The sequence below is a fragment of the Arthrobacter sp. E70 genome (genome assembly GCF_058266945.1).
The window spans coordinates 256863-282988 of record NZ_JBYQFR010000001.1 but is presented as its reverse complement, the minus strand read 5'-3'; the positions used below and the strand labels follow the sequence as shown (position 1 = coordinate 282988).

General features: G+C 66.7%; 25 protein-coding genes and 1 pseudogene. 16 read left to right on the top strand and 10 right to left on the bottom strand.

The annotated features are described in order from the left end of the window. Positions 1-102 precede the first annotated feature (102 nt). From AC3IMC_RS01320 to AC3IMC_RS01310, 3 genes and pseudogenes are all read left to right on the top strand, one after another. Positions 103-1221, top strand: coding sequence for a PrpF domain-containing protein (locus tag AC3IMC_RS01320; RefSeq protein ID WP_490916623.1), 1119 nt, complete (start codon positions 103-105; stop codon positions 1219-1221). Between the two features lie 25 nt (positions 1222-1246). Further along, entirely contained in the window at positions 1247-2692 is a 1446-nt protein-coding gene (locus tag AC3IMC_RS01315; protein ID WP_490916774.1) for an SLC13 family permease, read from the top strand. 161 nt (positions 2693-2853) lie between these two features. Further along, positions 2854-3117: pseudogene (locus tag AC3IMC_RS01310) on the top strand (thymidylate kinase); the annotation flags it as partial. A gap of 145 nt (positions 3118-3262) precedes the next feature. Here the strand turns inward: AC3IMC_RS01310 and AC3IMC_RS01305 are convergent. Next, positions 3263-4126, bottom strand: coding sequence for a hypothetical protein (locus AC3IMC_RS01305; RefSeq protein WP_490916622.1), 864 nt, complete (start codon positions 4124-4126; stop codon positions 3263-3265). 246 nt (positions 4127-4372) lie between these two features. Between AC3IMC_RS01305 and AC3IMC_RS01300 the strand changes: the two genes are divergently transcribed. After that, positions 4373-5125: a GntR family transcriptional regulator gene (locus tag AC3IMC_RS01300; protein ID WP_490916621.1), complete on the top strand. Its 753-nt coding sequence runs from the start codon at positions 4373-4375 to the stop codon at positions 5123-5125. 10 nt (positions 5126-5135) lie between these two features. Here the strand turns inward: AC3IMC_RS01300 and AC3IMC_RS01295 are convergent, their stop codons facing one another. Both AC3IMC_RS01295 and AC3IMC_RS01290 read right to left on the bottom strand, forming a co-directional pair. Beyond that, positions 5136-5594 (bottom strand): PTS sugar transporter subunit IIA, encoded by a 459-nt coding sequence (locus AC3IMC_RS01295; protein WP_490916620.1) that lies wholly within the window; start codon positions 5592-5594, stop codon positions 5136-5138. Then, positions 5594-5824, bottom strand: coding sequence for a PTS sugar transporter subunit IIB (locus AC3IMC_RS01290; RefSeq protein WP_461857240.1), 231 nt, complete (start codon positions 5822-5824; stop codon positions 5594-5596). The genes AC3IMC_RS01295 and AC3IMC_RS01290 overlap by 1 nt, the downstream gene beginning before the upstream one ends. A 231-nt stretch (positions 5825-6055) precedes the next feature. On the opposite strand from AC3IMC_RS01290, the gene AC3IMC_RS01285 reads away from it, so the two are divergent. The 5 genes from AC3IMC_RS01285 to AC3IMC_RS01265 are packed head-to-tail and all read left to right on the top strand — an operon-like array spanning position 6056 to position 11618. Beyond that, entirely contained in the window at positions 6056-7306 is a 1251-nt protein-coding gene (locus AC3IMC_RS01285; protein ID WP_490916618.1) for a PTS transporter subunit EIIC, read from the top strand. 40 nt (positions 7307-7346) lie between these two features. Then, a complete protein-coding gene (nagB, locus tag AC3IMC_RS01280) occupies positions 7347-8126 on the top strand; it encodes a glucosamine-6-phosphate deaminase (protein WP_490916617.1) in 780 nt (259 codons plus the stop codon). Next, on the top strand, positions 8111-8902 hold the full coding sequence (locus tag AC3IMC_RS01275) for a copper homeostasis protein CutC (protein WP_490916616.1): 792 nt from the start codon (positions 8111-8113) through the stop codon (positions 8900-8902). Before nagB ends, AC3IMC_RS01275 begins: the two co-directional genes overlap by 16 nt. 2 nt (positions 8903-8904) lie before the next feature. Then, positions 8905-10104, top strand: a complete 1200-nt coding sequence (locus tag AC3IMC_RS01270; RefSeq protein WP_490916615.1) for an N-acetylglucosamine-6-phosphate deacetylase — start codon at positions 8905-8907, stop codon at positions 10102-10104. 56 nt (positions 10105-10160) lie between these two features. After that, complete coding sequence (locus AC3IMC_RS01265; protein WP_490916614.1) at positions 10161-11618, top strand: HNH endonuclease signature motif containing protein; 1458 nt, start codon at positions 10161-10163, stop codon at positions 11616-11618. Positions 11619-11655: 37 nt separating this feature from the next. Here AC3IMC_RS01265 and AC3IMC_RS01260 read toward each other — a convergent pair whose 3' ends face one another. The 4 genes from AC3IMC_RS01260 to AC3IMC_RS01245 all read right to left on the bottom strand — a co-directional run bounded on the left by AC3IMC_RS01260 (position 11656) and on the right by AC3IMC_RS01245 (position 14789). Further along, positions 11656-12528 carry an MBL fold metallo-hydrolase gene (locus AC3IMC_RS01260; protein ID WP_490916613.1) on the bottom strand — a complete coding sequence of 291 codons (873 nt, stop codon included), beginning with the start codon at positions 12526-12528 and terminating at the stop codon, positions 11656-11658. 16 nt (positions 12529-12544) lie between these two features. Further along, a complete protein-coding gene (locus AC3IMC_RS01255; RefSeq protein ID WP_490916612.1) occupies positions 12545-13318 on the bottom strand; it encodes a hypothetical protein in 774 nt (257 codons plus the stop codon). A gap of 32 nt (positions 13319-13350) precedes the next feature. After that, entirely contained in the window at positions 13351-13830 is a 480-nt protein-coding gene (locus AC3IMC_RS01250; RefSeq protein WP_490916611.1) for a hypothetical protein, read from the bottom strand. An 80-nt stretch (positions 13831-13910) separates the two neighbouring features. Continuing rightward, positions 13911-14789 carry a Rieske (2Fe-2S) protein gene (locus tag AC3IMC_RS01245; protein WP_490916610.1) on the bottom strand — a complete coding sequence of 293 codons (879 nt, stop codon included), beginning with the start codon at positions 14787-14789 and terminating at the stop codon, positions 13911-13913. Between AC3IMC_RS01245 and AC3IMC_RS01240 the strand changes: the two genes are divergently transcribed. Then, positions 14790-14954, top strand: a complete 165-nt coding sequence (locus tag AC3IMC_RS01240; RefSeq protein WP_490916609.1) for a hypothetical protein — start codon at positions 14790-14792, stop codon at positions 14952-14954. Position 14955: 1 nt separating this feature from the next. Here AC3IMC_RS01240 and AC3IMC_RS01235 read toward each other — a convergent pair whose 3' ends face one another. Then, a complete protein-coding gene (locus AC3IMC_RS01235; protein WP_490916608.1) occupies positions 14956-16350 on the bottom strand; it encodes a cation:dicarboxylate symporter family transporter in 1395 nt (464 codons plus the stop codon). Positions 16351-16780: 430 nt separating this feature from the next. Here AC3IMC_RS01235 and AC3IMC_RS01230 point away from each other — a divergent pair, with 430 nt between their 5' ends. Next, on the top strand, positions 16781-17263 hold the full coding sequence (locus tag AC3IMC_RS01230) for a hypothetical protein (protein ID WP_490916607.1): 483 nt from the start codon (positions 16781-16783) through the stop codon (positions 17261-17263). Between the two features lie 63 nt (positions 17264-17326). On the opposite strand, the gene AC3IMC_RS01225 is transcribed toward AC3IMC_RS01230, so the two are convergent. Next, positions 17327-18379: an Lrp/AsnC family transcriptional regulator gene (locus tag AC3IMC_RS01225; RefSeq protein ID WP_490916606.1), complete on the bottom strand. Its 1053-nt coding sequence runs from the start codon at positions 18377-18379 to the stop codon at positions 17327-17329. 113 nt (positions 18380-18492) lie between these two features. Here AC3IMC_RS01225 and AC3IMC_RS01220 point away from each other — a divergent pair, with 113 nt between their 5' ends. After that, positions 18493-19731: a M20 metallopeptidase family protein gene (locus AC3IMC_RS01220; protein ID WP_490916605.1), complete on the top strand. Its 1239-nt coding sequence runs from the start codon at positions 18493-18495 to the stop codon at positions 19729-19731. Positions 19732-19808: 77 nt separating this feature from the next. After that, a complete protein-coding gene (locus AC3IMC_RS01215) occupies positions 19809-21098 on the top strand; it encodes an MFS transporter (protein ID WP_490916604.1) in 1290 nt (429 codons plus the stop codon). Between the two features lie 95 nt (positions 21099-21193). Here the strand turns inward: AC3IMC_RS01215 and AC3IMC_RS01210 are convergent, their stop codons facing one another. Then, a complete protein-coding gene (locus AC3IMC_RS01210; protein ID WP_490916603.1) occupies positions 21194-22219 on the bottom strand; it encodes a DUF808 domain-containing protein in 1026 nt (341 codons plus the stop codon). A 267-nt stretch (positions 22220-22486) separates the two neighbouring features. Between AC3IMC_RS01210 and AC3IMC_RS01205 the strand changes: the two genes are divergently transcribed. The 3 genes from AC3IMC_RS01205 (at position 22487) to gcl (ending at position 26126) form a co-directional block, all read left to right on the top strand. Beyond that, positions 22487-23287, top strand: coding sequence for a hydroxypyruvate isomerase family protein (locus tag AC3IMC_RS01205; protein WP_490916602.1), 801 nt, complete (start codon positions 22487-22489; stop codon positions 23285-23287). A gap of 7 nt (positions 23288-23294) precedes the next feature. Then, on the top strand, positions 23295-24218 hold the full coding sequence (locus AC3IMC_RS01200) for a 2-hydroxy-3-oxopropionate reductase (RefSeq protein WP_490916773.1): 924 nt from the start codon (positions 23295-23297) through the stop codon (positions 24216-24218). A gap of 117 nt (positions 24219-24335) precedes the next feature. Further along, complete coding sequence (gcl, locus tag AC3IMC_RS01195; RefSeq protein WP_490916601.1) at positions 24336-26126, top strand: glyoxylate carboligase; 1791 nt, start codon at positions 24336-24338, stop codon at positions 26124-26126.

Sequence of the window (26126 nt, the reverse complement as noted above, 5' to 3'; positions counted from 1 at the left end):
CAACCCCTTGCAGGTCTTGAACATTGTCTTAATTTGTGAGCTGGCTCATTCTCGATACAGGCGCCCCAAGGAAATTCAGGCACAAGGAGATGTGGCATAACAATGAGGTTTGAAGCGGAATGGATGCGCGGCGGCACCAGCAAGTGCTGGGTGTTCGAGGCTGAGCACCTTCAGGAAGGCGGCGCCGGCCTGGACGTGTTGTTGCCCCGCCTGTTCGGGAGCCCCGACTCCCGCCAGATCGACGGGGTGGGCGGAGCGACGTCCACCACCAGCAAGGCAGTGATCCTGCACCGCCCGGCCGAGGACGGCGTGGACATCGAGTTCACCTTTGCGCAGGTGGGCATCGAGGAAGCCGCCGTGGACTGGGGCAGCAACTGCGGCAACTGTTCCGCGGTGGTGGGGCTGTATGCCATCGAGAAGGGGTGGGTGGTTCCCGCCGGCGACGTCACCCGGGTTGTCACGCGCAACACCAACACGGGCCAGATCATCGTGCAGCGCGTGGCCACGCCCGACGGCGGCCTGCCGGACTCCCCCGCCGCGGAGATGCCCGGAGTACCCTTCCCGGGCCACCTCGTGGGGCTCGGCTTCCAGGATCCGGCCGGCAAGACCACCGGGGCGCTGCTGCCCACCGGTGCAACAACTGATGTCATCACGGCCGGCGGGACGCGCTGGACGGTCTCCATGGTGGACGCCGGAGCCCCCGTGGTGATGGTCCAGGCCGCGGAACTGGGCCTCGACCTGGGCCGCTACGACGGCTGGCAGGCGGGCGTCGAGCAACAACTCGGCACCCTGGAACAGATCCGCCGGCAGGCTGCGGTCCGGATGGGACTGGCTCCCACCACTGCCGCAGCGGCACGCGCCATTCCCAAGGTCGCCATCGTTGGCCCGCGGACGGACGCGGACCCGGCATGCGATATCAACGTCATGATGCTCTCGATGGGCAAGCCCCACCCCGCCTTGGCCATCACTGGCAGCATCGCGCTCACCCTTGCCGCCCGCACACCCGGCACGGTGCTCAACGCCATGACCATTGACGCCGCTGGAAGCACACTGCGCCTCCGCACCCCGGCCGGGGTGATCGAGACCTGGAGCGAGGAGCACGCCGGAAGCCTGCTCGTCGGCGTCGACCGTACCGCCCGCACCATCGCCACCACCATCATCCATCTGCCCGAGGTGTCCGGCAGCGACGTCGCTGCTTCCCTCGCGGGCGCTACCCTTTGAGGAGACCATCATGACTAAGACCCTTCTGACCAAGGATGCGGAGCGCACCGCCGCGCCCGTAAACGACACACTGGACGACCGCCCCGGGCGGACCTCCTCCCGGCGCCGTATCCTGCTGTGGACGGTGGCCGGCGTGGCCATCCTGGCTGTGGTTGCCCTGCTCTTCGGCGGCGGCATCTTCAACCAGGCTGCCGCCACGAGTTCGGAGCCGACCATGACAGCAACCCAGATCATCCCGCTGGTGATCCTTGTGGTGATGTTCGTCGTCGCCACCAAATGGCCGCTGAACATTGGCGTGATGGGGCTGGTGGCCTCGTTCGGCGTCGGCTATTTCATGCTGGGGATGTCGGACAAGCAGATCCTCGAGGAATTCCCCGCCAGCATTGTCCTGACCATTATCGGCGTCACCTACTTCTTCAGCATGGCCCAGCGCAACGGCACCATCGACATCATCGTCAAGGGCTGCGTGCGCATGGTCCGCGGGAAAACGCTGCTGCTCCCGTGGGTGTTCTTCCTGATCGCCGCGGCACTGACCGCGCTGGGAACCTTCTCCCCGGCCGCCATCGCGCTGCTGGCTCCTGCGGCCATCGGATTCGCCTACGAGTCCCGCATCCACCCGGTGGTCATGGGCGCCTTCATCATCAACGGCGCCCACGCCGGCGGCTTCTCCCCGCTGTCCGTGGCCGGAGTGCTGGTCCACAACATTGCCCTGAAGAACGACTTCCCGATCTCCCAGAGCGGCCTGTTCCTCGCCAGCTTCGCCCTGAACCTTATCCTCTCCGTGCTGACGATCATCGTGTTCGCCCTGATCGGCAAGCTGCGTGACGGCGCCAGCGGCGTGCATGTGGATATCGACACGTCCCCCGCCGGCCGCCCGCACGGCCAGCAGATCCTGACGCTGGCACTGATTGCCGCGATCCTTGTGTGCACCCTGGGTTTCCACCTGCCGATCGGCTTTGTGGCCCTCTCCGCCGGCCTCCTCCTGGCCTTCGTCAACATCAAGGAACACAAGACCTTCATTGGCGGCATCTCCTGGTCCACCGTCCTGCTGGTGGCCGGCATGATCACTTACGTATCCCTGCTGGAGCACGTGGGCGTCATCGATACCCTCGCCGAGCAGGCCCTGGCCCTGGGTGCGCCGCTGCTGATCGCACTGGTCCTGTGCTACGTGATCGGCGTCGGTTCCGCCTTCGCGTCCTCCACGGCCCTGCTGACCGCGTTCATTCCCCTCGCCGGCCCGCTGCTGGCTACGAGCTCCCTCAGTGCCTCCGGAACCGTCGCCGCGCTGGCCATCGCAGCCACCGTCGTCGACGTCTCCCCCTTCTCCACTGACGGTGCGCTGGTGGTAGCCAACGCCCGCGACGACGACCGGCAGCGCGTGTACAAGCAGCTCATGTTCTACGCGGGTGGCGTGGTGCTGGTGGCACCGGCGCTGGCATGGGCCCTGCTGGTTCCCACCGGCATCATGTAAAGCACCTGCCCAGCAGAGCGACTCTACGGCCCGTCGGCGAAAGCCGGCGGGCCGTTGCCGTGCCCCGGCCTTTGCAGAAACTGTGAATGGCAGCTCGTCCGGGACGTTGGGGCGGTCCGCGCCGTTTAACCCATCGGCGGAAGGAGGCCGCGTGATCATTGGGGCGCGCCCTGCCGCTCAGCAACCACGCAACCAGGCGGAGCATGTCCAACCTCTCCGCCCGGCTGGGACTGACGTTGCCTGATCGACTGGCTGACGCCGTCGAAAGCTTCCTGCGGGTGGCGAACGTACTGGCCTCGCATGTACGCGCACGGCGCTTCGACGGAGTGGTGGTCATGGACCGGCACCTGCACTGCCAACTGGCGCTCCGGACCGCCAAGGGCCTGCCCCGGGGACGCTTTCTGCCGTGGATGCGTCGGCCCCTGCGGCGCAGCTCGCGGAGCAGCTGGCGGGGCTCGTTGGACTACGCTCGTCCGACACCCGGCATCCGGCGTCGAAGTAAATACAGCCCAGGTGGCACAAAGAGGGGCAGGACCACAAGGTCCTGCCCCTCCCCTTTTGCGGTGTGCGCTACCGTGAAGCGCTTGGCGACGACGTCGCTCCGCTGCCGGAGGTCATGGTCGCCGAAGCGGTGGACGAGGCCGTGGTCGAGGCGCTCGGTGAGGACGTGCCCATGGAGCCGCCGGAGGAACTGGTCGAGCTGGGGCTGGACGTCGCCCCACCCTCAGCCTTCGCCAGCACGTCGTTGATGAGGTCTTCAAGCTCCTTCTGGTCCTTGTCGCCCAGGTCCGTGCCACTCTTGGTGGCAACCACCAGCAGGCGTCCCTCGGCCGCGGAAACCTGCATCAGCTTTTGCTGGTTGTCTCCACTACGGGTGCTGACGGTGGCAAACGTCTTGTCCGCATCGGTCTCCGCCTTCAGTTCTTCGCTGGAAACGTCGTACTTCTGGCCGAGTGCAGACACCGAGAACTTCGCGCACTGGCCCATCTTGCCGCTGATGTCTTCCAGGGTCTTCACCGCATCCGGGCCGCTGCCGCCGGACTGCGCTGACAGCGTGCGCGGCTGGTTGCCCTGGGACAGCGCGACGGCGACGTCGCCGGTCTCCACCTTGTCCAGCAGGCCCGCGGTGGCAATGTCCTTGCAGTCCTTGGGATCAATGGTGGCGGTGCTCATCAGCAGGTTGGCGATGTTTCCGCCCTGGTCCACCTGTTCCTTCGAGTAGAGCTTCAGCTCGTTGCCGTCGCCATCCTTCATGCCTGAGATGAGGTTGCGGAGCTCATCCTCCGAGTAGACCTTGGCCTCAGCGGTCTTACTGGCGGAAGCGGACGCCGTCGCCGTGCCGGAGGGGCTGGCGGTGCCGCCCCCACCCCCAGAACAGCTGGCCAGCGCCAGCATCGCCGCGGTCATCAGTCCAAGCGCAGAAACTTTTCGCATCAGGTCACCCTCCGAAAATAGAAAGCATGCTTAGTGTTTCCCACTGTAAAGGGTTTTGGTCCGGAATGGGAAGACGCCACGGAAATCTCCGCACGCCCCCTGGGGCATCCGGGACGCGGGCATGCTGCAGGTGCCCGGGCCTCATCCCGCTCATGCGTTTGCCGGACCGCCCCGGGAGGGACCTGGTATGGAATAATCCGAAGAAGTGGTCCTATCCGGACCGCTCCAGACAAAGGAGGGGCTGGGATGTCCGCCACACCAGGGAGCACGGCGCAGGCGGCAACCGCGCCCATCAACAACTCACAGATCCCCAAGCACGAACAACTCCGCCTGATCATCCTCAAGCTTGCCAAGGAAGAACTGGAGCCCGGGGCCCGGCTGCCCAGCGAACGGACCCTCATGGACGCCTATGGCGTCAGCCGCATCACAGTACGGGCCGCGATCGGCCGACTGGTCAATGAGGGGCACCTGGTGCGCGTGCCCGCCAAGGGTACTTTCGTGGCAGACTCACCCGTCCAGTCCACGCTTCACCTTGCCTCGTTCACACAGGAGATGGAGGCCATGGGGCACGTTCCCAGCACCGTGGTACTGGTGGCCGAGCACGCCGAAGCCCCGGAAGACACAGCTGACGCGCTCAGCCTCGCGCCCGGGGCGGAGGCGTACCACCTGAAGCGGCTCCGCCTTGCGGACGGCCGGCCGGTCAGCGTGGACGACGCCTGGTACAACCCCCAGCACGCACCCGGACTGCTGGACATCGATCTCACAGGCTCGGTCTACAAGGCCCTGGCTGCGCAGTTTGGCCACCAGATCGACCGGGCACGCCAAAGCGTCCGGTCCGAGGGAGCCCCGGCTGACGTCGGGGCTCTCCTCGGAACGGGAACGGGGGCACCCGTGCTCGCGTTTGACCGCGTGTCCTATTCGGGCGCCTTGGCCATCGAGCATTCGCGCTCCTGGTACCGCTCGGACCGCTACTCACTGACCATGGAAGTCAGGCTGTAACCAGGCAGATTCAGCCGACCGAAAACAGCAAAGCGCCGGTTGTCACGCTTCCGGAGGCTACCAGGGTGGCGGTGTCCGGCTTGGTATCCAGGACGACGACGGGACTCACCATGGAGTAGCCCGCGGCCAGGGCAGCGGTGGGGTCGACATGCATGACAGGCTCACCAGCCGCAACAGTGTCACCTTGCGCCACCAAAAGTTTGAAGCCTTCACCCTTGAGCTTGACGGTGTCAATACCCACGTGCGTCAGGACGCCCCGGCCCGACGACTCGACCACCACGAAGGCGTGGGGCAGGAGCTTGACCACTTTCCCCGCTACGGGGGAGACGACGTCGAACGCCACACCTGCGGCAGGCTCCACCGCCGCGCCGGAACCTACCATCTGGCCGGCGAACACGGGATCCGGCACGTCGGACAGTGGAACCACGGACCCGCCGATCGGGGCATGGACCATCAAGGACTGCGCCACTAGAGGAGGTCCTCGATGTCCTCGGCAAGGGTGTCCGCCTCGGGGCCAACAATCACCTGCACGGCCGTGCCGGCCGCCAGGACGCCATGGGCTCCGGCAGCCTTGAGGGACGCTTCATTGACCAGCGACGAATCCCTGACCTCGGTGCGGAGCCGCGTGATGCACGCCTCCACTTCCACGATGTTTCCAGCCCCGCCCAGGCCTTCAATGATTTTTTCTGCTTTGGACATTGCTGCCCTTTCTGCCGGTGCCCGCACGGAGCACATCCTCCAAAACCCTGGCCGGCGGCCTTGGGTTCGACCAATGACTGCTTCATCTGCCGCTGGCGGCTTGCCTTGGAAGGATACCCCTTCCTTGACAGCGGCCGTGGGATGAATCACACTGAACTGGTCATAACCAGACAGTACCGGCTGGAACCGCTCTTCCACAAGCCCCCACCCATACCCCGCAGAGGTGCAACCATGACAACTTCCGACACCACAGCACTGGCGCCCGAGAAGAAACCAAACAGGGCCTTCGCCACGCTCCAGCGGCTGGGCCGCTGCCTGATGCTCCCCATCGCCGTCCTTCCCGCCGCCGGCATCCTGCTGCGCATCGGCCAGGCCGACCTGCTCGGCGCCATCCCCGGTTTCGAAGGCGGCGCAGCCGTCATCTCAGCGGCCGGCAACGCAGTCTTCACCTGGCTGCCGCTCATCTTCGCAGTCGGCATCGCCGTCGGCTGGGCCAAGAAGGCCGACGGCTCCACCGCGCTCGCGGCAGTAGTGGGATACATGGTGATCGACGGCGTGTTCAAGGCTATGTCGCCCCTGGTCCTGGCCGGCCAACTGGACCCCGCCGGGAAGCCGGTGATGATCAACTACGGCGTCCTCGCCGGAATCGTGGTCGGCCTGCTGTCGGCCGGACTGTGGCAGCGGTTCTACCGCACCAAGCTGCCGGACTTCCTCGGTTTCTTCAGCGGCCGGCGCCTGGTGCCCATCCTGACGTCCGTGACCAGCCTGGTGGCCGGCGTCGTCCTGGCCCTGCTGTACCCGCTCTTCAACGCTGGCCTTTCCGCGGTGGGCCAGGCCGTGGCCGGCAACGCCGTGGTGGGCGGCGGGGTCTATGGCTTCGCCAACCGCATGTTGATCCCTGCGGGCCTGCACCACATCCTGAACTCCGGCGTCTGGTTCCTCATCGGCGACTACACCGATGCGTCCGGCCACCTTGTCCGCGGCGACCTGAACCGCTTCTTCGCCGGCGACCCCAGCGCGGGCATCTTCATGGCCGGCTTCTTCCCCATCATGATGTTCGGCCTGCCCGCCGCAGCACTGGCCATCTGGCGCCACGCCAAGCCCTCGCAGAAGAAGATCGTTGGCGGCATCATGCTCTCCACCGCACTCACGGCTTTCTTCACCGGCATCACCGAACCGCTCGAGTACTCCTTCATGTTCGTTGCGTTCCCGCTCTACATCGTCCACGCCGCACTGACCGGCACCTCCATGGCCTTGGTGAACGCGCTGGGCATCCACCACGGATTCACGTTCTCTGCCGGCCTGATCGATTTCGTCCTCAACTTCGGCAAAGCTCAAAATGCGTGGCTGCTGATTCCCATCGGCCTGGGCTACGCCGTGGTCTACTACTTCCTTTTCTCATTCGTCATCAAGCGCTGGAACCTGCGCACGCCCGGCCGTGAGGACGATGAAGTCACCGTGGAAACCGAAGCCGCGAAGTAAACCGCCGGGCAACAGACCTCAAACCGAAAGCACAGCCTGCATGGAAATCATCATCCTCCCCACCCCTGACGACGTGGCGCGCGCGGCCGCGGATGCCATCGAGGAACAGGTCCGCCGCGGGCCGTCCGTCCTGGGACTGGCCACCGGATCCACTCCCCTGGGCACGTACCGGGAGCTCATCGAACGGCACCGGAAGGGGGGCCTGAGCTTCGCCGCCGCCCAGGCCTTCCTGCTGGACGAATACGTGGGCCTGCCCGCGGCGCATCCGCAGTCCTACCACTCGGTCATTCGGAAGGAGTTCACGGAAAGCGTGGATTTCGGAGACGGTGCAGTGCACGGGTTGGACGGCCTGGCCGGCGATCCCGAGGTTGAGGCTGCCCGCTACGAGGCCAGGATTGCTGCAGCGGGCGGAGTGGATATCCAGATCCTGGGCATCGGCACCGACGGCCACGTGGGCTTCAACGAGCCCATGTCCTCGCTTGCCTCCCGCACCAGGATCAAGACCCTGACCCGGCAGACCCGCCAGGACAATGCCCGCTTCTTTGCTTCGCCCGAGGACGTCCCGGACCATGTACTGACACAGGGGCTGGGAACCATCCGGGAGGCACGGCACCTGCTGCTGCTCGCCCTGGGCGAGGCCAAAGCAGAGGCGGTGGCTGCCGCCGTCGAGGGTCCTGTCGCGGCCATCTGCCCCGCGTCGGCCCTGCAACTGCACCCGCACGTTTCGGTACTCGTGGACGAGGCCGCAGCCTCCCGGCTCGCCCACCGCGGCTACTACCAGGACACTTTCGGCCGGAAGCCGGCATGGCAGGGACTCTGAGCGCCAACCGCGTGCCGGCGGCCACATTCCCGCAGCTGGAGCTTGCAGTGGAAGACAGCGACGGCGTTCGGCTGGCTGCCGCCGTTGGCGCCGCCCGCGTTGAACTGTGCGCCGCCCTGGCTGAGACGGGAGGCATCACGCCGACGTCCGGCGCCGTAGAGCAAGCGTGCAGCCTGGGCTTTCCCGTCCATGTCCTGGTGCGGCCACGGCCGGGAAACTTCACCTATTCGGCGGTCGAGCTGGACGTGATTGAGCGGGACGCCACTGCCGCTGTGCGTGCCGGCGCTGCTGGCGTGGTGGTTGGCGTGCTGGCGGCCGACGGCGGGCCGGATGTTGCGGCCATCCGGCGCCTCGTTGAGGGCGTGCGGTCGCTGCGGTGGGATGCAGAGGTCACGTTCCACCGCGCGTTTGACGCAGCCCTGGCCTCCGGCGTGGATCCGGCGGGAGCGCTGTCCCGCCTGGAGCAGGCCGGCGTGAACCGGGTCCTGACCAGCGGCGGGGGCCGCGACTGCGCTGCGGGCCTGGAGATGCTGCGCCGCCTGGTGGAAGAAGGACGCCGGCAGGCGCACGCCGTACAGATTATGGCAGGCGGGGGTGTGACCCTGGAGTTGGTACCGTCGCTGCTTGAAGCGGGTGTCCATGCCGTGCACACCTCGGCGCGCCTCCGGCAGCCCGGCGCTTCCGGCGGGGTCCGGGCTGCGGGAGCAGACCCCGGCCTGGCAGCACGAATGGCCGCCGCCGTCGCGGCTGCTGCATCGACGACGGGAGGGCGGTAGCAGTGGGCAACGAACTGGCTCTTCGGGGACGGATCGTCACCGCCTCCCTGGACATTGCGGACGGGGTCCTGGCGGTCGACGGCGGCCTGGTCACCTTCGCCGGGCCGGCGTCGGATTTTTCCGGGGTGCTTCCGGCAGACGCCCCCGCCGGCCGCATCCTTATGCCCGGACTGGTGGATCTGCACTGCCACGGTGCCTACGGTTCGGACTTCTCGGAAGGCTCAGTGGACGGGGCCACGCGGGCTGCACGATTTCTCCACAGCCGGGGCACCACCACCCTGGTGGGCAGCCTGGTCACGGGGAAGCCGTCGGACCTGGTGCGGAACCTAACGATGCTGCGGGAGCTGACGGGCCAGGGGCTGATTGCAGGATCCCATTTGGAGGGGCCGTTCCTCTCCTCGCTGAAGTGCGGCGCCCATGATCCCGGGCTCCTGCTGGAACCGGACATGGAACTGTTGACCCAACTGATGGCCGCGGCAGGCCCATCCCTGGTATCCGTGACACTGGCGGCCGAGCTTCCCGGCGCCGGCGGCTTGGTGGAACTCCTCGCTTCCCGCGGCGTGGTCCCTTCGCTGGGGCACACGGCTGCGGACCATACGACGGCGGCGGCATTCCTCGCGCGGGCAGCTGCTGGCCTGCGTGCGCCAGGACATTCCACCGGCAGGCACCGGCCCACCGTCACCCACCTGTTCAACGCGATGCCTCCCCTGCACCACCGCTCCCCCGGGCCGGTGTCGGCCAGCCTTGCCGCGGCCCGTGCCGGAACGGCGGTGGTGGAACTGATCGGCGACGGCGCCCACCTGGCACCGGAGACCGTCAAGCTCGTGTTTGACCTCGTGGGGCCGGAGAACATTGCCTTGGTCACCGATTCCATGGCTGCCACCGGCCTCGCCGACGGCAAGTACCGGCTGGGATCCCTGGCCGTGACAGTGGACCAGGGGGTTGCCCGGGTGGATGGCACCGGTGCGATCGCCGGTGGAACCGCGACCCTGCTGGACGTCGTCCGGGCCACCGTTGCCGCCGGCGTTCCGCTTCGTGACGCGGTGGTGTCCGCGACAGCAGTCCCTGCCTCCGTCCTGGGAATCGCGGGGCGGGTAGGCGACCTGCGCGAAGGGATGCAGGCCGACGTCGTGGTCCTTGACCCGGAGCTGGCCCTGGCCGGCGTCCTGCGCGCGGGGAAGTGGGCTGCTCCGCCCTCCTGACCTGATCCACGCAGGCTCCAGCTTGGAATGTCACACCCCCGTTGGATGATGTTCGTATGGAAATCAGCGGCGCTGCAGGGGCAGGGATGGAGGGTGTTCATGCCTGTGTTGCTGCCCTTGATGCGCTGTTCCTCGAGGAGGCTGCGCTTTCCTCTGCTGATGGTTCTGCCGCTGGTGCTGGTGCTGGCGCTGCTGGTATGGATGTGTTGCAGCGGCAGTATGAGATCCGGCTGGAACGGCTGGAGCTGAGGTCCCGGCTGGAAGCGCAGCTCAAGGCCGGGCAGGCCCAGGACACAGCGGACTGCATCGCGATCCAGCAGGCCATGACGCCGCCGGAGGCGTCCGTGCCGGAATGCACCTACGCCGAGATGTCCGTGGTGGAGGAGATCGCCGGGGTCCTGACCATCAGCTCCGCGGCAGCAGGGGCGTTCGTCCACCAGTCGCAGCAGGTCTGCTCGCTTCCGCCCGTCATGCACGCACTGGCTGCCGGAGCACTGTCGTGGCAGCACGCCAAGGTCATCGTGGATGAAACCGAAGGCCTGAGCCCTGCCGGGGCGGCGTCTTTGGTGGCGCACTTCTTCGACCCCGACGCCCCGAACCCGGCCCGCGGCGCGGCCCCCGGGACGCTGGTCCCGTCACGGTTCCGGGCCAAAGCCCGCGCCTGGCGCGAACGCCACCACCCCGAATCTTTGGAGAAGCGGCACGCCAAAGGCGCCGCCGACCGGCGCATGGAATACCGGCCCGACCGCGACGGCATGGCCCGGATCACACTCCACCTCCCCGGCGACACCGCCAGCGCGATCTGGAACCGCACCACCGCCATCGCCCGCGGCCTCCAAAGCCCCACCGAACCCCGCACCCTCACCCAACTCCGCCCCGACATCGCCGCCAGCGTGCTCCTCGGCGCGGGAAACGCCGTGGAGCCCGGCAACCAGGACCTCGGCAACGTGCCCACACCCCGGGCCGACGTGCTGGTGATGGTTCCGGTGTTCTCCGCCCTCGGCGTCACCGACGAACCCGCGATCCTCGACGGCCACGGACCGATCCCGGCCTCCATGGCCCGCAAACTTCTCGCCGACGGCGCCGACTCCTTCTACCGGGTCCTGGTCGACCCACGGGACGGGGCACCGCTGGAGATCGGGCGCAAGAGCTACCGGCTCCCGGAGGCCATCAAACGCTGGATCAGAATGCGGGACAGCAAGTGCACCTTCCCCGGCTGCAGCAACCGCACCCCCGACAACGACACCGACCACCTCACCGCCTGGCAACACGGCGGCACCACCGGCGCCGCCAACCTGGGACAACTCTGCCCCAAGCACCACCGCCTCAAACACAACACCGGCTGGACGCCCACCCCCGCCACCACCAACGAACCACCCGGCTGGACCTCCCCAACGGGCCGCCACTACCCAGCCGAACAACACGATCCCGAACCAACCCACTGGCCCCCGGGGATAATGCCAGGACAGCGAAGCCAGCTCGAAGAAGCGCTCCTCAAGCACCTCGCCTCGTGACAGGCCGCCTGTCGCCCTCAGCTGCGGCAATATGCTCCTACAGCTGCAGGCCCCTCTTGGCCAGCAGCCCAACGAGCCGTTCCCACGCGGCTTTGGGTGCTCCCGCCCGCTGGCCCAGTCGCTTCCGTTGCCTGCGCCTCCCCGCTGCCAGCCCTCGCAGCCGAGGGGCAACAGCTATGGACAGCGGCTGTCCATGGCCGGGCGCCAGCAGGGCGGGGCCGAGGTTGGCGAGCGCCGCAACGGACTCCATCGCCGTCTTCCAGTTCCAGGTAGTGTAGCGCGGCGGGCCCGCCAGGTCGGGTGTTCCCAGCAGGATCCCCTGGAGGGAGTTCAGGTTGACGGTCACCACCGCGTCGCCGGTCATCAGGACCCGGTCGCTGGAACGCCAGTAGGCAACGTGCCCTGGGGTGTGTCCGGGTGCGGAGACGGCGACCCACCCAGGCATTCCCGGCAGTTCGCCGCGGGGGCCCAGGGGACGCACGACGTCGGAAATGTCACCCGCAGCCTCGATCCCGCGCCGCCTCTGTGCAGGCAGCAGGCGCATCAGGGGCGCGGTGATCCACCGGTCCAACGGCATCGAAAACTCAGGAAGATACTTCCCGGCGGCCATCGGCAGCTCCGCCGGGTGGACGTAGACCGGCACTTGCCACAACCGGGACAATGCGCCGGCACCGCCGGAGTGGTCGGGATGGATGTGCGTCAGCGCTATGGCGACTGGCTTGGCATCGGGCCCGAGCAACCGCTCCACTGCCCGCCGCACCTCTTCCACGGTGGCTGCCCATCCCGTGTCCACCAGCATCCAGGCCGGGCCGGAACGCACCAGGTAGAGGTTCGAGGCCATCGGCCCCGTGCCTGCGGTGAGGAGAAAGACGCCGGTTGCGATCTCGCGTGGTTCGCTGACACGCATCATCGTGGTCCCCTTTCCCTTACGACGCCCATGGCTGGCCCTTTCCGTGGCCGCCCCTATCGGAATGCGAGGACCTGGACGGGACCAATCCTGGCCGGGCTGTTGATGGCGGACGACGCAGGAGCAACGCGGAAGCAAGCACAATCCAGATCAGCGGTGGGAAGTTGGCGATGACCACAGGCCCCCATCCAGCAGCGTTATAGAAGCCTGTGGGTTCGGCCGGACCGGCATACATCGAAGGCACGGCCGCCGCGCAGAGCAGCACTGCCCCGTAGGCCACCCATCGGGTCCATGATGGCAGGACGCGCGCAGCGACGGTTCCGTATCCCGCCGAGCCAATAAAGAGGGCGGTAATTGCGAAGGCCACGGAGCTGTTGTAAATGAGGATGTAGCCCATGGTCAACGCCCTGTTGACGGAAGGGTCCGGTTCCGGTGCCTGGGCGTCGAGAGCGAGGCCGCCTTCGAAACCGTTGGCTACCAGCGTCACCCCCAGCCAGACCGACATGGAGGCCATCACCAGCGATGAGGCCCAGCCGTGACGGGGATCCGCACGGCGGATCAGGTGCGCCAGACCTGCGGCAAAAGCCATACCCGATGCATACAGGAAAAGGTCCAGCAGCACCCGGGTGAAGATGACGTTGCGCAACCGCAGCGCCTCTGCGGAACCGGCTGCACCGTCATAGATCCCGATCGATGGATCCTGCATGAGGTAGAGCGGGAACTGGGCCAAGGAAAAGGCCACCATTCCCAGGCCTGTCCATCCTGCAAGTCTTCGAACGCCCTCGTCTGTCATGACCTCCCCCGTCCCTGCTGGTGGCCGTGCAGTCACGCCACGGGGTGGCGGATCAGGGTCCGCAGCTTCTCCGGCGCGCTGCGGCGCGGGTCGCCCAGGTAGATCTCATGGTGCTTGGGCCTGGAATCCTGCACCGCCCGCTCCAGCAACGCTTCGTCGATTGGCTCGGGCTGCACCATCATGGCCTGCCAACGCCACGATTCCCGCCCACCGGCCATGCCCGCGAAGCCCGCAGCGACGGCTTCGACCGGCTCCGCCTGCGCCGGCTCGTCAAACCACCACAGAGCCTCCAGCGGCATCATGTGCGTCACGGCGCCGGACTCCTTTTTTAAGCGGAAGTGCGCCGCGTAGCTGATGGTGAAGAGCGCCTGCAAAGCCTCGGCGAAGGCCGGCCCATTGGGATCCTCCTCGCCGCGCACCAGCGCGTAAAGGAGCAAGGGAACGTCCACGAAGTCAACCGATCCCTTGCGCGCCTTGTAGAGGTCTGCGGTGTCCTGCCGAAGATTGCTCACGGTGCATGCACTCCCTTGGACCCCGCCATAGGCCCAGTGTGGCGCGGCCGCACCATAGCGAGTAGGGCCGAACGGCCTTTCTACCCGTCCGCGCCGGGAAGGCACACCTCCACGAGGTCGCCGGTTACCCGCGTTTCGAAACGCGGCTGCCTGGACGTGGCGGGGCCGGCCTTCACTTCGCCGGTGCGCAGCGAGAAGGTGCTCCGGTGCCAGGGGCAGACGACGCACGGGTCCCCGTCGTCGTCCTTGATCTTGCCTTCGTGCAGTGGCCCGGACAGGTGGCTGCACACGTCGGACAGCACGTCCACCGTGTCTCCGTTGCGGTGCACGAGCAGCGGAATCCCGGCGACGTCGCGCTTGTGCAGTTCGCCCTGGGGCAGCTCCGACAGCGGCGCGAGAGGATGCCAGCCGGACGGGAAACGGTGCGGGATTTCCTCGCTGTGGTTCACGCCGGCGGCCTGCCGGTAGGTGAGGTGGCCGCCCAGGAAGCCGCCGGCACTCACTGTTGCAAGCCCCAGGTACGCCAGCACCTTCCCACTGCCCTGGCTTCCGCGGGCCCGCTGCACCAACGAGGCAAGATAAAGGCTGGTTGCCGTCACATTGGCCGCGGCGTGTACCAGTCCCACTCGCTGCTGCTGCGGGTGCAGCTGCGACCAGTCGGTAAAACCGGCCAGGGCGGCCGGCAATACGCTCGCGGTTCCCACGCCGATCAGCAGCCCCGCAGCCTTTCCACCTCCCGGGACGGCATCGAGCACGCCGGCGGAAACCCAGGCGCCGATCGGCACCTGGACCGCCAGCGGGTGCACGGGGTGGCCGATGGGGACGCCATGCAGGACGTCCCGTGCCCAGCGGGCCGGAACGGCCTTCCTGACGATCTTCCGGACGCTCTTGGCCAACGGGTCAAGCCATTCGGCGTCCTCGAAACGGGTGACGAGCTCCAGTGCAGGCAACGGTTTCATGTGACCTCACTTACCCCGTTTGCCGCGATCCACTCGCAGGCCGCAACAACCTGGCGCAGCGGCGAGCCCCGGACCGAAAACCCGATCGCCGCCATTCCCGCCGGACAGCAGCGGCATGGTTTCGGCAAGGGACAGTCTGCGGCAGGCCCCGACAGTCCGGCATAGGCTAGCGGGCCGCCGCCGGCGCGGCAGGTGCAGCTTCGGGTTCGGGTGCGGGTGCGGGTTCAAAAGCAACCGCATTCTCTTCGGAGCCCGCATCTTCCCCCGCAAAGGCGCGAAGCATGGCGTCACGGTCGAACTGGCCCTCCCATGTGGCCACCACGAACGTGGCCACGCAGTTGCCCAGCAGGTTCACCACCACGCGCATGGAGTCCATCAGCCGGTCGGCGCCCAGGAGCAGCGCGACGCCGGCAACCGGGAAGATGCCCAGGGCACCTGCAGTGGCGGACAGAGCGAGGAAGGCGGAACCGGGCACCCCTGCCATGCCCTTGGACGTCAGCATCAGCACGCCGAGGGCAGCGAGCTGCTGGCCCAGGTCCAGGTTGTAGCCGAAGGCCTGGGCCAGGAAGAGCAGCGAAATGGAAAGGTACAGGGCTGCGCCGTCGAGGTTGAAGGAGTACCCGGCGGGAACCACCAGGCCCGTGGTGGCGCGGGAGCAGCCGGCGTTGGTCAGCTTGGTCATGATCCGCGGCAGCACGGACTCCGTGGACGCCGTGCCGAGGGCCAGCAGGAATTCCTCCCGCGTGTACTTCATGAACTGCCACAGCGGCACCCGCGGGTACGCCCAGGCCACCACGAACAGCAGCCCGATGAACACCACCGCCGCGCCGTAGCAGGCGGCGATCAGCAGCGCGTATGTGCCCAGGGAACCTAGCCCGTATTGGCCGATGATGAACGCCATGGCGCCGAATGCGCCGACCGGCGCCACACGCATGACCCAGCCCATGATCTTGTAGAACAGTTCAAGCACGGTCTCCAGCAGGGTGATCACCGGCAGGCAGCGTTCACGTCCGACGACGACGATCGCGGCCCCGAAGAACACGGAGAAACAGAGGACCTGCAGGAGGCTGTTGCTGGCGAATGCGCCCACCACGCTGGTGGGGATGATCCCCAGCAGGAAGGCGCCGGCATCCTTGGGCGGGGCCGTGGAGGTCTTGGCGTTGAGGGCGTCCTGGGACAGGCTGGCGGGGTCGATGTTGAGGCCTGCGCCCGGCTGCACCAGGTTTCCCACCACCAGGCCGAATACCAGCGCGAACATCGTCGCGGCGGTGAAATAGGCCAAGGCCTTGATACCCACCCGGCCGACGGCCTTGACGTCGCTGACCGCCGCGATGCCGGTGACGATCACCAGGAAGATCAGCGGGGCGATGATCATCTTGATCAGCTGGATGAACCCGTCACCAAGGGGGCGAAGTCCTGCGCCGAGATCCGGCCACAGGTGGCCGATCGCGATGCCGGCCATAACCGCAGCCATGATCTGGAAGAAAAGGGACTTGTACACCGGTTTCCTGCGCGCCGCCGGGACGGATTGCGGGGAGGGTCCTGTGTCCGTGGTGTTCATGCCAGTGCCTGTTCGTTGAGGGGCTCGCGGCGCAGTGGCGCCGCAGGGTCGTGAGCAACAGTAGGAAGGCTATGTTTCCGGAAAGATAAATCCGCGATGCGGAACTATTAAGTTGGATGAGGCGGCTATGGTTCAGTACGGGCATGGACAGCGCCGGCAGGAACAAAACCGGTGCCGCAAGTCTTGAAAAATACCCGTAGGTAGGGTAGGCACCCCTCTGGCATCCCCCCAGATACAGCCGGATGATTAAACAACCGGATGCCCAAAGATGAAGAGATCCGGAGCCGAAGCCGCCCCCCTTTGCCGGGCGCGCTGTTTGAAATGGGACGGGCAGGCGGACGCCGCCGCACTGGTCTATCACAACATGCTCATCACTCGACCGCCTCAAGCCTGCCCGCAAAGGTATTCGCATCCTTTGAGGAGCAACAAAATGTCCAACACCCCAATGAACCGCTCAACCCGGGCAAAGATCACCCTGGTTCCGGTCCTGTCACTAGGTATGTTCGGAGGCTTCCTGGCACTGGCCGCGCCGGCCAACGCCGAAACAAGCCGCTACGGCTGTACGGTGGACCCGTTGGATCCAAAGGACCTCCACGGCGACGACGTCGACTTCAGTATCAAGGTCGACTGCAACGGCGAAAAGACCGTCGAGATCCGCCAGCGCGTCTACGAGGACGAGCGAGGTCATCACGACGACGACCTCATCGCCAAACGGCTGGTCACCGTTGACTTTGATCGTCACGACGACGCAAAGACCCTTCACTACCGGGTCGATGTCGGCGACCATCACCGCAAGGGTGAAGAGGTCTACCAACTCGTGTCGTTCCGGGTGCAGAACCACGGCGGACACTGGTCGGACTGGACCGCGTGGGAGAAAAGCGCCGTAGTGGAAGTGGACCATCACGGGCATTAGGCGGTTTACCCCGCGCAAAGTGGGAGCCAGGGGCAATGCCCCTGGCTCCCGCTTTGTGCTGCTTCAGTCCGCGGCGGCACCCAGGTTTCCGGCATGTACGACGGCGCCACTCGCCGTCGTATCTTCCTTCAGCATCCAGCCCACCCGCTTGACCGTCCGCAGCATCACCGCGCTCTCGACGATGTCGATCCCGGGGACCTTCTGTTGCAGTGCCAGCTCGGCGGACATGACATCCGCGAGCGTGTGCAGCCACATGATGATGACAAAGTTGGTGGGGCCCGTGGTGGAGGCGCTGAGCCGGACGTTGCTGATGGTGCGGATCCCGGCGGCCGCCGCCTCGTGCTGTCCGGCCGGCACGTTGACGAACCACTGGCAGGTCACCGGGAACGAGGAATAGCGCTGGGCTATTTCACAACGGAATGAGAGGATCCCGCTGGCGAGCACCCGGTTCAGCTGGCGCTGGACGGTGGCCGGATGGCGGCCCAGGCCGCGTGCGATCTCCGCCGCGGTGGCCCGGCCGTCCCGGGCCAGGAACGGCAGCAGGTCCAGGTGGCTCTGCGGCAGCTGGCCGGCGGCTGCCTTTGCCTCCTCCGGGACGGCCTGGGGCCCGAGGGTCCGCAATGTTGCGAGTTGGGCCCGGCTCAGGACGTTCAGCCGCCAGTCGTCCCCACTGCTGTGCAGCCGGGTGCACAGGGCCACCTGATACTTGGTCAGGCCCTCAATCGCCTTGAGCCGGGAAATGATCTTTTCGCTGAACTCCTCGAGCGAGCGCGTGATCACTGTCAGCATCAGGTCCCGGTTGCTGGCCGCCTCCTCCACGGTAACGATCTCCGGGATGGCGGCGAGCTGGGCAGTGACGCTTTCCCTGCGGTTCATCTCGCAGTCCACGGCCACATAGGCCAACAGCATCTGCTTGGGGTCGCCGGCCAGATGGGCCGTTACCCAAGCGGCCCCGCCTGCGGTGAGCCGGTCCCAGCGGGCGGCAAGGGTGGTGGCGTGAACATCCAGCACCTTCGCGGCATCGGCCCAGCCCATCCTGGGCGAGGCCTGCAGGACCTGGATCAGGGCAAGGTCCTCCTCGCTCAGTTCTGTTGCAGTAACTCGTTCCTGTTGCATAGATCCTGTCCCAGACGGCTTGAAGAAGTATATTTCCAGCGCTTCCCGTGGATGTGAACCACGCCACTTCAGAATAGTCCACAAGCCCTGATGCCGACTGCCGAGGAGTACACGTGCCCATTACCGACGACGCCAAAGACCTGCAGGAAGACCTCACCCGCCTGCGCCACGACCTGCACCGGCAGCCGGAAATCGGCCTTCACCTCCCCCGCACGCAGGAACGGGTCCTGCAGGCGCTCGACGGCCTCCCCTTCGAGATCACCCTGGGCAAGGAAACGACGTCGGTCACCGCGGTCCTGCGCGGGGGCAACCCCGGCGGCAACCCCCACGGCGACAGGAACGGCGCTGCCCCCGCCGTCCTCCTCCGCGCCGACATGGACGGGCTGCCTGTCCAGGAGAAGACCGGTGTCGACTACACGTCCCAGGCGGACGGCGCGATGCACGCCTGCGGCCACGACCTGCACACCTCCATGCTCGCCGGAGCCGCCACCCTCCTGGCCGAGAAGAGGCACCTGCTGCAGGGCGACGTCGTCCTGATGTTCCAGCCCGGCGAGGAAGGGTTCGACGGCGCCAGCTACATGCTGCGCGAAGGCGTCCTCGACGCCGCCGGACCCCGCGTCCAGGCTGCCTACGGCATGCACGTCTTCTCCTCGCTGGAACCGCACGGCACCTTCTGCACCAAGCGCGGCGTCATGCTCAGCGCCTCCGACGGGCTCGAGGTCACGGTGCTCGGGGCCGGCGGCCACGGCTCCGCGCCGCATTCGGCCAAGGACCCGGTCACCGTTGCCGCTGAAATGGTGACTGCCTTGCAGGTCATGGTCACCCGCCAGTTCAACATGTTCGACCCCGTCGTCCTGTCCGTGGGGGTGCTGCACGCGGGTACCAAACGCAATGTCATCCCGGAGTCGGCCCGGATCGAGGCCACCATCCGGACGTTCTCGGAAGCATCGCGGGTGAAGATGATGGAGGCCGTCCCGCGCCTGCTCAAGGGAATTGCCGCGGCGCACGGGGTGGAGGTAGCCGTCGACTACCTGCAGGAATACCCGCTCACCATCACCGACGAGGACGAAACGCATACCGCCGAAAAGGTGATCACGGAGCTCTTCGGCGAGCGCCGCCTCTCACGCTGGGCCACGCCGCTGAGCGGGTCCGAGGACTTTTCCCGGGTGCTGGCCGAGGTGCCCGGCACGTTCGTCGGACTCAGCGCCGTCGCCCCGGGTGGGGACCCGGCCACCTCGCCGTTCAACCACTCCCCGTACGCAACGTTCGACGACGGCGTGCTGGCTGACGGGGCAGCCCTCTACGCCGAGCTCGCCGTTTCCCGGCTGGCCGCGCTTTCGCGGACCTGCTGACCATGAACAGCGCGCCTAAGGGCAGCAGCGCCGCCGCCCGTTCCACCACAAACGAAACAACACCCAGGAAGAAGATCATGTCCGTTGCAGCAACCACGCCACAGACTGGACGCATGTCCACCGCGAAGACCATCGTCGGCACCGGCATCGGCAACGCCGTCGAATGGTACGACTGGGCCATCTACGCCACCTTCACACCGTTCATCGCCAGCCAGCTCTTCAGCAAGCAGGACCCGGCGTCCGCCGTGCTGTCCACCCTCGCGATTTTCGCCGTCGGTTTCGTGGCACGCCCCTTCGGCGGCTTCCTGTTCGGCTGGATCGGCGACCGGGTGGGCCGGAAAACGTCGATGACCCTCGCCGTCGGCCTCGCCTCGCTGGGCAGCCTGATGATCGGCATCGCGCCTACGTTCGCCAGTGTTGGTGCGTTCGCCTCGCTGATGCTGCTGGTGGCCCGGCTGATCCAGGGCCTGGCGCACGGCGGCGAGCTGCCGTCGTCGCAGACATACCTCTCCGAAATGGCACCCAAGGAGCACCGCGGGTTCTGGGCCACCCTGATCTACACCTCGGGGACGGTGGGCATCCTGTTCGGCACGCTGCTGGGCGCGGTCCTGAACATGGCCCTGAGCACCGAGGCGATGAACGCCTGGGGCTGGCGGATCCCGTTCCTGATCGGCGCCGCGATGGGGCTGTACGCGCTGATCATGCGGTCCCGCCTGCACGAGACGGACGCCTTCGAGGGTGAAGCGCTGGCGGAGAAGCGCGCTCCCATCTGGCCGCAGATTGTCCGCTACCGCAAGCAGGCGCTGCAGGTGATCGGCCTGACCGTCGGCCTGACTGTCATCTACTACATCTGGGGCGTCGTGGCACCGAGCTACGCCACCACCGCACTGAAGATCGACCGCGGCGAGGCGCTGTGGGCCGGCGTGGTCGCCAATATCGTGTTCATCGCCGCCCTGCCGGTGTGGGGCAAGCTGTCGGACCGGATCGGGCGCAAGAAGGTGCTGTGGGCCGGCGCCATCGGCTCGGCCCTATTGCACTTTCCCATGACCTGGCTGCTGAAGGACTCCGCCTGGCAACTCGCGGTCTCCATGTCCGTGATGCTGGTCTTCATCGCCGCGAGCGCCGCCATTGTGCCCGCCGTCTACGCGGAGCTTTTCCCGACGTCGATCCGCACCGTGGGCGTGGGCGTCCCCTACTCCATCTGCGTGGCACTGTTCGGCGGGACCGCGCCGTACCTGCAGCAGTGGCTTGGGTCCTCGCTGGGTGCGCCGCAGGTGTTCAACGTGTACGCAGTGCTGCTGCTGGTGGTCAGCGCGGCGTTCGTGTTCACCATTCCCGAGACCAAGGGGAAGGACCTGCAGCACTAGGTGCTCCGCATCGACGACGGGCTCCGCACCTGGTCTGGTGCGGAGCCCGTCGTCGTTGTTCTTTCTTCATTCGCGCCCGCGGCGCTGGACCGCGGCTAGGAGGCCATGTCGCCGTCGTTTTTCGCCGGCGGCTGGGCGGCGGCGTGGCTGCCACCCTCCGCATGGCCGTCCTTCGCCTTGGCCTTGTTGGACGGCAGTGCCTTGAGCAACGGCGTCACGACGGCCATGACGATACTGCCCCAGATAACGCCAAGTACTGCGGAGCACAGGGTGTTGACGAGCCAGGCAAGGAAGCCGCCCGCCACGGGGATTCCAGCAAACGGGTGCTCGAGGGCGTGGACCAGGTCGTACGGCGCGTGCCAGCCGAGATCGTGCGATCCCTGCAGCATGATGTGGCCGCCCACCCAGAGCATGGCGATCGTCCCGATGAAGGTGATGGCGCCCAGCACGGCAGGCATTCCCCGCACCAGCAGTTCGCCAAAGCGCTGGGAGCTTGCGGAGTCCTTGGCTGCGAGGTGCATGCCGACGTCGTCCATTTTCACGATGAGGGCGACGGCGCCGTAGACGGCGATGGTGATCACAATCGCCACGACGACCAGGATCAGCGCCCGGACCCACAGGGAGGCATCGGGGACCTCGTTCATGGCGATGACCATGATCTCGCAGGACAGGATGAAGTCGGTGATGATGGCGCCCTTTACTACTTTGGCTTCGGCGTCGGCGCCCCGGTCCACGGCAGGTGAGTCTTCGTCAGCCTCATGGTGCCCGCGCAGCTTGTGCCAGACCTTCTCCGCGCCTTCGTAGCAGAGGTAGGTGCCGCCCAGCATGAGGATGAACGGGATGATCCACGGGATGAAGGCGCTGATCAGCAGCAGTGCCGGCAGGATGATCAGCAGCTTGTTCCGCAACGAGCCCCAGAAGATCTTCTTGATCATTGGCAGTTCGCGGGACGGGTCGGCTCCGGACACGTACTGGGGCGTGACCGCGGCGTCATCGATCACCACGCCCGCCGCCTTGGTGCCGGCTTTGGCTGCCCCTGCGGCCACATCATCCACTGATGCGGCTGCGATGCGCGCCAAGGCGGCAATGTCGTCGAGCAACGCTACGAGGCCGCCGCTCACAGGCCCGCTCCGCCCTGCCCGGGAGTAGATGGCGTCACTTGATTGTCTCGGTCGAAGCGCATGATTGGCATGCTCGGAGTATATGTCGGCCAGCGGCCCGGCCTGCCGGTGATGGAGCGGCGGCCCCGCCCCCCTCCCCTTGACTCCCCCGCCCCACGTTCCCTACACTTTCATAAAGCAGAATCTAAATTCCACAAAGCGGAAACGGTGAAGATGCCGGAAGCAAGGGAAGATAGATCAGAACCCCTCCCCTCGGAAGGACCTACGATGACGTACACAGTGAACTGCTCCATCCTCCTCACGGAGCTGCCCCTGCTCGAACGGCCCGCCGCCGCCAAGGCAGCAGGCTTCGACGCCGTCGAGTTCTGGTGGCCCTTCGAGACCTCGGTCCCCGCAGACGGCGAAATCGCCAAGTTCGAGAACGCCATTACGGATGCCGGCGTCCAGCTCACCGGCCTGAACTTCAACGCGGGCAACATGCCCGGCGGCGACCGCGGCCTGGTCTCCTGGAAGGGCCGCTGCTCCGAGTTCAAGGACAACATCGACGTTGTGGCCGGCATCGGGGAACGCCTGGGCTGCAAGGCGTTCAACGCCCTCTACGGCAACCGGCAGGACGAGTTCACCCCCGAAGAGCAGGACGAGCTCGCCGTCAAGAACCTTGCGGCAGCTGCCGAAGGCGTCGCCCGCATCGGCGGCACCGTCCTCCTCGAACCCGTCAGCGGAGCACCCAAGTACCCGCTCCTGACCGCCGACGACGCACTCAAGGTCATCGCCCGCGTCAAGGCGGAGGCCGGCGTCGACAACGTCAAACTCCTCGCCGACTTCTACCACCTGGCAGTCAACGGCGACGACGTTGAAGCCGTCATCGAAAACCACGCCAAGGACTTCGGCCACATCCAGATCGCCGACAACCCCGGCCGCGGCGCCCCCGGCACCGGCACCCTCCCCCTCGGCGAGTGGATCGCCCGCAGCCGCGAACTCGGCTACGAGGGCTACATCGGCCTCGAATACAAGGAGCCGCAGGAAACGGCCTTCAATTGGGCCATCCGCGAGCGCATCAGCAACTAACCGGCGCATAACCGCCCGCCACCCCAAAGACTTTCCAGAAAGAAGAACCATCATGAGCAACGTTGCAGTCATCGGCCTCGGAATCATGGGCCTGCCCATGGCCATCAACCTGGTCAAGGCCGGCCACACCGTCACCGGCTTCAACCGCAGCCAGGACAAGATCGACAAGCTCGTCTCCGAGGGCGGCAAGGGCGTCTCGAGCATCGCTGACGCCGTCAAGGAAGCCGACGTCGTCATCACCATGGTGCCGGACTCCCCCGATGTCGAGGGCGTCGTCAGCGGCAAGGACGGCGTGTTCGCCAACGCCAAGCAGGGCACCCTGTGGATCGACGCCTCCAGCATCCGCCCCGACGTCGCAAAGCGCCTCTCGGACGAGGCCCGCGAAGCCGGCATCCGCCCCCTCGACGCCCCGGTCTCCGGCGGCGAACAGGGCGCCATCGACGCCGTCCTGTCCATCATGGTCGGCGGCGACAAGGCGGACTTCGACGACGCCCAGGACGTCCTGAACGCCGTCGGCAAGACCATCGTCCACGTAGGCCCCTCCGGCTCCGGCCAGACCGTCAAGGCTGCCAACCAGCTGATCGTCGCCGTCAACATCGAGGTCCTCGGCGAAGCCATCGCTTTCCTCGAGGCCTACGGCGTGGACACCGACGCCGCCCTCAAGGTCCTCGGCGGCGGCCTGGCCGGCTCCAAGGTCCTTGACCAGAAGGGCCAGAAGATGCTCGACCGCAACTTCGACCCCGGCTTCCGCCTTGCCCTGCACCACAAGGACCTGGGCATCGTGACCTCCGCCGCCCGCGAAGCCAACGTCGCCATCCCGCTCGGCGCCGTCGTCGCCCAGCTCGTCGCCGCCACCGTCAACCAGGGCGACGGCGGCCTTGACCACTCCGGTCTCTTCAAGCAGGTCCTGCAGCTCAGCGGCAGGAAATAAGGCCAGGCGCATAGGCGCCTAAGAAACACGGCAGGGCAGCCGCCGTCGTCCCTAAAGACGACGACGGTACCTTCAGCACACCCAAAAACAGACTTTCAAGCTTTCAAGGAGCACCCCATGAGCAAGATGCGTACCGTTGATGCAGCGGTGGCCATCCTGGAAAAGGAAGGCGCCATCGAGGCGTTCGGCCTGCCAGGCGCCGCGATCAACCCCTTCTACTCCGCAATGCGCGCCCACGGCGGCATCCGCCACACCCTGGCCCGCCACGTTGAAGGCGCCAGCCACATGGCCGACGGCTTCAGCCGCGCCAAGGACGGCAACATCGGCATCTGCATCGGCACCTCCGGCCCCGCCGGCACCGACATGATCACCGGGCTCTACGCCGCATGGGCAGACTCCATCCCCATGCTCTGCATCACCGGCCAGGCGCCCGTGGCCAAGCTGCACAAGGAAGATTTCCAGGCCGTGGACATCGAATCCATCGCCGCCCCCGTGACCAAGATGGCCATGACCATCCTGGAACCCGGCCAGGTTCCCGGTGCCTTCCAGAAGGCCTTCCAGCTGATGCGCTCCGGCCGCCCCGGCCCCGTGCTGCTGGACCTGCCCATCGACGTTCAGATGGCGGAGATCGAGTTCGACATCGACACCTACGAGCCCCTGCCAGTCGAGAAGCCCAAGGCCTCCCGCAAGCAGCTCGAAAAGGCCCTGGACATGCTCCTGGCCGCCAAGCACCCGCTGATCGTCGCCGGCGGCGGCATCATCAACGCCTGTGCCTCGGCGCAGCTGGTGGAACTGGCCGAGACCCTCAACGTGCCCGTCATCCCCACCCTGATGGGCTGGGGCACCATCCCCGACGACCACCAGCTGATGGCCGGCATGGTGGGGCTGCAGACCTCGCACCGCTACGGCAACGAGAACTACCTGCAGAGCGACTTCGTGATCGGCATCGGCAACCGCTGGGCCAACCGCCACACCGGCGGCCTGGAGACCTACACGGCGGGCCGCAAGTTCGTGCACATCGACATCGAGCCCACCCAGATCGGCCGTGTGTTCTCGCCGGACCTGGGCATCGCGTCCGACGCCGGCGCGGCGCTGGCAGGGCTGGTTGAGCTCGCCAAGGAGCGGGCTGCTGCCGGGTCCCTGCCGGACTACAGCGCCTGGGTTGCCGAATGCCAGGACCGCAAGGCCTCCCTGCACCGCAAGACGCACTTCGACAACATCCCCATCAAGCCGCAGCGCGTGTACGAGGAGATGAACAAGTCCTTTGGCCGCGACACCACCTACGTGTCCACCATCGGCCTGTCACAGATCGCCGGCGCGCAGATGCTGCACGTGTTCGGCCCGCGCAAGTGGATCAACGCCGGCCAGGCAGGTCCGCTGGGCTGGACCGCCCCGGCCGCGCTCGGCGTCGCGCGCTCCAACCCGGACCAGACCGTGGTGGCCCTCTCCGGCGACTACGATTTCCAGTTCATGATCGAGGAACTGGCCGTGGGCGCGCAGTTCAACCTGCCGTACATCCACGTGGTGGTGAACAACTCCTACTTGGGCCTGATCCGCCAGTCCCAGCGCGGGTTCAACATGGAACAGAACGTGTCCCTGGCCTTCGAGAACATCAACAGCACGCACCTGTCCGAGGACACCCGCGGCTACGGCGTTGACCACCTCAAGGTGGCCGAGGGCCTGGGCTGCAAGGCCGTCCGCGTGGAGGACCCCAACGACCTCGCCGCCGCGTTCGACAAGGCCAAGGCGCTGATGGGCGAGTTCCAGGTTCCCGTGGTGGTCGAAGTGATCCTGGAAAAGGTCACCAACATCTCCATGGGCGTGGAAATCAACGCCGTGAACGAGTTCGAGGAACTGGCCGAGACCGCCGCCGACGCCCCCACCGCCATCCTGGCTCTGCAGGGCTAA